Annotated in this window: 2 protein-coding genes; both read left to right on the top strand. The window is 62.8% G+C overall.

Annotation, left to right across the window (positions count from 1 at the left end):
- On the top strand, positions 1–4,060 hold a 4,060-nt coding region (locus tag D7S86_RS29585; protein ID WP_158602004.1), incomplete at its 5' end, for a beta strand repeat-containing protein.
- 465 nt (positions 4,061–4,525) lie between these two features.
- Positions 4,526–5,104: two-partner secretion domain-containing protein (locus D7S86_RS16970; protein ID WP_158602008.1), on the top strand; the 579-nt coding region annotated here is incomplete at its 3' end.

Raw genomic sequence — 5,104 nt, 5'->3', positions numbered from 1 at the left:
GAACACGGGGTCGATCGAAACGGCGCCTGGCGGTCAGGTGGTGCTGGCCGCGGGCGACAGCGCGACGGTCGCGTTGCCCAACGGCCAGGGCATTCAAGTCGCACTGACGAATGCGACGGCGCAGGCGCTCGTGGACAACAGCGGCACGATTCGCGCGGAGAACGGCACGGTGCTGTTGACCGCACGCGGCAAGGACACCTTGCTGAGCACGGTCGTGAATTTATCGGGCGTGGTGCGCGCGGGCGACGTGGTGCTCGATGCGGGCACGACGGGCGATGTCGCGATGACGGGCAAGATCGATGCGTCGAATACGGCGCCGGGCGGCAGCGGCGGCACGGTCGTGTTGTCGGGTGATCGCGTGGGCCTGTTTAACAATGCGAGCATCGATGTCAGCGGCGATGCGGCGGGCGGCAAGGTCATTCTGGGCGGCGACAGTCTGCATCAGCTTGCGGGTACGCAGGCGCAAACGATGCTTGCCGACGGCATGACCTTCGCGAACGATACGCAGGTCGATCGCGGAGCGACGATCAACGCCGATTCGGCGCACGGCGACGGCGGTTTCGTCGAGACGTCGGGTCATGATCTCGATGTGCAGGGTGCGGTCAGCGCATCGGCGCCGAACGGCAAGTCGGGCCAGTGGCTTATCGACCCGACGAACGTGACGATCGCAACGAGCAGCGACACGGGCTACCGCGGCAGCATGTCGACTGGATTCGACGGCGGCGTGAATACGAGCGCGACAGTCAACAACAAAACCATCAGCGACGCCCTGAATGCGGGTACGGACGTGCTGCTCTCCACGGCGAGCGGGGGCACGGCCAAGGGCGATATCGTGCAGAACGCGGGCGCGGACATCAGGAAGACAGCCGGCGGGGCAGCGAATCTGACGATGGCCGCCAACGGCGGCATTCAGCTCAACGGCAACATCACATCGACATCGGGCGCACTCGATCTGACTTTCGTCGCCGGGACGGGCACGTCTAGAGGTTCGATCAACAACAACGCCAACGGCACGAGCACGATCGATCTCAATGGCGGCAATCTGACGGCCTGGGCGCGCACGACATCGGGTTCCGGGATGCTCAGCAACGGCAGCAGCGTCGTGCTGTACGGCACCCTTGCCAATGTCGGAGGCGGGGCGATTCAAGGCGAAGCATCCGACGGCGCCGGCGTTGTGTTTCAGGGCTCGCTCACGACGGTGGGGAACGGGACGCTCGGCGTGGTCGGAACCTCGAAATCGGGGCATGGGGTCGTCATCTTGGAATCCGGTAGTGTGAACGCCTCGGGAAATTCGATGATCGAGATCAAGGGCGCATCGACAAGCGGACGCGGTTTCTACGCATACTCCGCCGATGGCGCGTTGAATGCTCGCGACAATGCCACGGTCAACCTATCGGGTACGTCGGTCGACGGCGACGGCATTCGAGTCGGGACCTTCGGGTACAAGGATTCGGCGTCGATCAACGTGAGCGGACACGGGCGAATCGATTTGCTCGGCAGCAGCGCAAACGGTACAGGCGTCATGCTTGCGGCGGCGACCGAGCAGGTGTCGCAGCATGGGACGCTGGCGATTCGTGGGCGGTCGAATACGGGCTTGGGCACGAGCTTCGCGGTCGTGGCGGTGGACGGCGATCCCGTGGCTCCCCTTGTGACAGGCAATTCCAGCATTCACAAGATGAACGTGACGGATAACGGCACGGTCTTGATTCGAGGGGTGTCCAATTCGACCGCGGGTGTGGCCGACGCAGCCGCCTATACCGTGACGAAGGGCGGCAAGGTGGTGATCGACGCGCGCGGCGCGACCGGCTACGTCGCGTCGGGCTCCATGACGATAGCCGATGACGGGGAATGGGTCGTCAACGGAGAGGGGGCGGCATCGGTCGGCACGCAGGTATCGACGCTCATCGCGAGCGGTCATGCGAACGTGAGTCTCTCGGGTGGTTCGAATGTCGGGGCCGGCGTTGTTCAGAAGTCCCGAGTCTCGATGGCCATCTCGGATCATGGTGTCGTTACGGTCAGCGGCCGGTCGGACGATGGAGACGGCGTGCGCCTTCAATCCAACATCAGTGTCTCGGAGAACGGGGCATGGCTTGTCAATGCGCTTTCGGATAAGGGGGCCGGCATTCAAGCGCTGTACGGCACGATCCGCGTGTCCGGTGACGGCGACAGCATGATGCGCGCTGCGTCGACCGACGGGCCGGGTGCATTGCTGGCGAGTGCCGTCGAGGTCGGTGGAAATGGATCGAGCGCGATCTGGGGAACCTCGGTGACCGGCACGGGGGTCGATCAGACCGGGGCGATCCGCCTCTCCGGCAAAGCGTCGAACAATATCGTCGGTACGTCGATCGATCGCGCGGGGACGGTTCAGAACGGCGCGATGACGATCACGGGTCAGAGTTCGAGTGTCATCTTCGGGACATCGACAAACGCGACGGGCATCGAGCAACGCGGGCCCGTGACGATCGTCGACGACGGCGTCAGCACGATGATGGGCGCCTCGATGCGAGGCGTCGGCATCGTGCAGGGCGGCGAGATCCATGTTTCGGGCAATGGAAAGAGCGATGTCATGGGCCGCTCGAACGATGCGGTCGGTGTCGTTCAGCGCGGACAAATCGATGTGACCGATACGGCGAGGCTCACGATATCGGGGAAGTCGAGCCAGGGTCCGAGCGTCGATTTGAATGGCACGATCGCGCTATCGGATCGCGCGCGCAGCACGATCGCCGGAGACTCGAATGAAGGCATGGGCATCCTGCGAAACGGCACGATCACCGTGAAGGACGCCGCGCAGAATCGCTTTCTCGAAGGCGAGAATCTTTTTGGCATGGACTTGGGCGACGACGCGGATCCTGGCGTGACGACGAAGCCGAGCGATTCGGCGCAACCGATGCCGGGGCTTGATGACGCTGCCAATCACGCCAACGATGATCCGAACGTGAAGATCCCGCCGCAGGACGCGACGGACATGGGAGGGCAGGAGCAGCCCGCAGACGAATGGCGAGCGCCGGAAGACCCGACAGCATCGAGCACACTGGGCGCGCCGAGTCCGTCCGGCGTGTCAAGTACGTCGGACACGTCGAATACGCCTGACACGTCGAACACGTCGGGCACTCCGGGCACGCCGGATATGCCGAACACGCCGAACACGCCGAACACGCCGAACACGCCGAACACGCCGAACACGCCGAACACGCCGAACACGCCGAACACGCCGAACACGCCGAACACGCCGGATATGCCGCACATGCCGGACACGTCGAATACGCCGAGTGCATCGAGCCCGGTGAACTCATCGAGTATGCCGAGTGCATCGAGCACACCGAATTCATCGCCCGAACCCACTCGACCGCGTGAATCGAGTAGCTCGGAGGCGTCGCCAATGCCGACAGAGTCGACGGTATTGCGTGAGCCGCAGGTCTCGGGCGAGCCTCGCGGGGAGCGCGAGTCGCGATCGCCGCGCGAGTCTGTCGGGCCCGATGTGACGAGCGTGTCGGCCGGGGTCGGCGGCGCTGGCGCTTCGCGCGGGCCGACGCCCCCAAGTCAGTCAAGTGGATCCAGTCAGTCAAGTGGATCAAGTGGGGCGGGAGGCGCTGTCGTCGGCGCGGTGGCGGCGATTGGAATCGGCGGCGCCGCGTGGTATTTCGGCGTCGATCATTCAAGTGCTTCGGCATTGAGCGCACCGCAAGCGCTCGAGATCGAAGCGGGCGACGCGGCGTACTGGACGGATGCAGTGATCGATGTCGTCCGATTCGATACCGCGACCCAATCCGTCGATGTTTTACTCAAGACGCGTTCGTCGAGCCTGCCGCGTCATATGCAATACCGAGACGGTGCGCAGGGCGCCCAACACTTCACATTCGAAGACGCGATCACGCGGTCGCAGGCCGATTTGTCGATCGACACACAAACCCGCGAATTCTTCTACACGGAGCGTGGCGTGATCGACGCCAAACCCTATGTCGTGAAGTCTCATGGTTGGCTCACGCGCGGCGCGCAAGGTAGTCTCGAATCCGGAAGCGCCACGCAGACCAACACGCCCGACGCGATGAAGATCGATTGAACGTGCCGCACATGCGGACAAAGCCTCTGCCGATCTATTCAACGACGTCCAAGAACTGAAGAACGACCGCGCACATACGTGCGCGCGGTTCGTCCTCGGGCGAGCTGGAGTCCATGTGCGCTTGATTCAAGGCAATTCACGTAAGGGCGATTCGCGTAACGACGACGAGTCGAAGCGGCTCCGCTCGTCGTGCGCGCATCGCGAATAGGTATTCGACATCGATGCATATCAAAATATGTACGTTCGTCAAGTTCATATCGAGACGGCGACGCGCACACACTCACCCCGATCGATTCAACTGAGTCAAGCGCCATACATTTAGAACTTCTTCTATGTGCCCGCGGCTTGATGCGGTCGTTATGCGTTGAGCGACCTGAAAATCTCTCTTTCGCCACGACGTTGTCGAGCGGATCGTGTAGGTCGGATCCTCGTAGAGCGGCATCTTTACTCAAGGCGTGGAAATCTATGAATCACAATCGGTTTCGTACCATCTTCAGTCGGCGTCTCGGCATGTGTATCGCGGTGGCGGAGGTGGCGAAAGGCCAGGGCAAGGAATCCGGGCGTCGCGCGTCGATGGGTCGTCCGAGTTCGGCGCGCGTCGTGTCGTCGATGCGTGCGTTAGCGTTGGCCTTATGCATCGCGGAGCCCATGTTGAGCCATGCGCAAAGCTTGCCGACCGGCGGTCAAGTTCAGGCGGGCAACGCGAATATCTCGCAGACGGGCACGACGATGAATATCAATCAGTCGAGCCAGCGCGCGGTGATCGACTGGAACACATTCAATGTCGGTCAAGGCAACACGGTGCGCTTCAATCAGCCCAATACGCAGGCGCAGACCTTGAACCGCGTGACGGGCGCGGAGGCGTCGCAGATTCAAGGCAGTCTGCTCGCGAACGGTCAGGTGCTGATCCAGAACGCGAACGGTGTGCTGTTCGGTAACGGCGCGGTCGTGAACGTGGGCGCGTTGCTCGCGACGACGAAGTCGATCGACGCGAATGCGTTTATGGCGGGCGATCCGCTGGAGCTCAAGAGCACGGGCGTTAAT

It is taken from the genome of Pararobbsia silviterrae, assembly GCF_003628125.1.
GTDB lineage: Bacteria > Pseudomonadota > Gammaproteobacteria > Burkholderiales > Burkholderiaceae > Pararobbsia > Pararobbsia silviterrae.
This window is presented reverse-complemented; position numbering and strand designations above follow the sequence as displayed.